General features: G+C 30.7%; 2 protein-coding genes. Both read right to left on the bottom strand.

Annotated elements, in window-relative coordinates:
• Positions 1 to 454 (bottom strand): hypothetical protein (locus BMY79_RS11725; protein WP_143065868.1); only part of this gene is annotated, 454 nt, incomplete at its 3' end.
• A 66-nt stretch (positions 455 to 520) separates the two neighbouring features.
• Positions 521 to 2,338: hypothetical protein (locus BMY79_RS12270; RefSeq protein WP_177176461.1), on the bottom strand; the 1,818-nt coding region annotated here is incomplete at its 5' end.

Below are 2,338 nucleotides of genomic sequence, written 5' to 3'. Positions count from 1 at the left end.
AATTATCCCCATAATCTCTCATTTCTTTCAGTTGCTCTTTCTTGTACCCATCAGGTTTGGCAAAAATAAATGGTTTTTTATACGTGTAAGATAATTGAGCAAACTTTGTAGACGAAATTCTTTGTATATGATCTACAAAAGTTGAATTAGTGTTTTGAAAACCAGGTTCATTACAATACGCATCCTCATTATATCTATTCCAATTTTTTTTTTGATCTTTTGTTATATCGCTAACTATACATACACTATCATCTGAAGTAGTACTCTTTTCAACCAACTCCATTTTATCCCAAGTTGGTTTGAATGAATTTTCTTCATCCGTTTTAGTATATATAATCCGATCTTTTATACACAAAATATTTAGTCTATTTTTCCATATTATAAATGCGAAAAACAAAAATATAATCCCTATAATTAAAAGTTTTGTTTTTGTACTAAGTATATTTTTCTTCATGTTATCTCTCCTTACATTGCAATGCTTCATTAGATAGTAACTTCGGAATAATCCAAATTTTAGTATTTAACTATCTACTATATCATCTCTTAGCCTTCTAACACCATCGTCAAAAAAAGTAGTATATAGTTTATCTGAAGCACGGCATTTATCTAAAATATCTGTTGCTTCATAATACAAATTTACCTCTGCATCTGATTTAAAGTTATCTGGTATACTGCACTCCCCTTTTACTAATTTTCTAGCCAAATCATATGCCTTACCTTTTTTTCCTTTTAATTCTTCTAATATATCTTTAGCCTTTTTTTCAGGATAAACTTTCTCTGTTTTATTCTTTATTTTTTCCTTGTATATCTGAGTAGACAAATCAAGTGAGTGTATACAAAACACTTGATTATCTTCTTTGCAACATATATATGAACTATCATAACCTTGCAAAAGATTCTTTCTTTTTTCATTCATAGTTTTCTTAAAATGTACATCATTATAAATTGATTTTCCTAATCCTATAAAATTATCTAAATTTAAAGCACTACCTACTCCTTTTTTTGTTCTCTGAAGAGCAACTGTACCATAGGGACTATTAAAGCCTTTAAGTGTTGGCATATGAGCTGAAACGTGTTTCTGATATATTTCATTTGCCTTTCCCCTAACTTTTCCAGTAGCATTCGTTTCATCATTTACCCACCCTAATGCATCTTTTCCTTTTTCTTCTAAATATTCATCCGTTATTCCTTCATCAGACGCTGCCGTACAAACCACATCCGCTATTAAACCTAGCGCTGGATTAATTTCAGTCGCACCTACTATAAGTATAGTTTGAGAAATTTCAGTTAATTTATCTACTGTTTCATGCGGTCCTTCTTCTGTTTCATTATCAATCTCCCATTTTTTTACTCTATTCTCTTTTTCAGTAGAACCGGCAGCATAATCTAAGACTTCTGATTTTTTCTTAAACTCTCCCCGTACTTGGTCATATGCTTGATAATCAAATTCTACTGTAGCAACATCTCTTCCTTTAGCTCCCCTAAATTCAATGTTAGTTATTTTTGACAATACCGGTGTAAATTCATGCACGTCTTTTCTTGCTGACTCTATTTTACTATCTAGAGAACTGTAGAACATATAAGCCGCCATACATTTATTCCATTCTCGCTGATAGTATTTAAAATTTTTACTATCACCAGTCTTAACATAAAGTTCTGTTGCAACCTTTCCCTTACATTGCATTAATGCTAACGTAGTATTTTTCATACTTTCTATGTAATCTTGTGATCGACTCGCTGCCCATAACTTATAATTTATATATTTTTCGTTTGTATCTTTAGTTAATCGCTTTTTCACACCAGTTCTCGTATCATAATACCACATTTCCTTATCATCACTAAGCACAGCATTTATGAGCTTTTCGTAGTCTTCCTTTGAAGCCTTATCACCTTTTTCATACATAACGCCCCATACACCCAAAGCATATTTTCCCATAAATGTTTTTGCATAACTATCTAATGTTGAAGGATCTTTTTTGAATGAATTCTCATATTTTTTATGTATTATATTCATGATAAACTCTTCATTTTCTTTACTATTTGTCAGCGTTATATAATTATACACTTCTGTTGATGCAAAATTATATTTCGCTAGCTGTTTAAATTCGTCTTCTGTTACGCCTCGATATTTTAAGTAATTTATGGCTCTATCTTTATATATGACATTCATGTCATCCATGCTTTTTAAATAATCCACTCTCCAAGCTGCATTCTCATCATAATGATATTCTGCACCTTTAAAGGATTTTGATATACCATCTAATATATTCTGAGCTTTTGTAGAATACTCCTCACCCTGTTTGAAATAATTTCTAGTATTATTTTCTATTTGATAATA

Source organism: Lachnobacterium bovis, assembly GCF_900111325.1.
Taxonomy (GTDB): domain Bacteria; phylum Bacillota; class Clostridia; order Lachnospirales; family Lachnospiraceae; genus Roseburia; species Roseburia bovis_A.
Note: the sequence above shows the minus strand (reverse complement) of the source record. Positions and strands in the feature narration are given on the sequence as shown.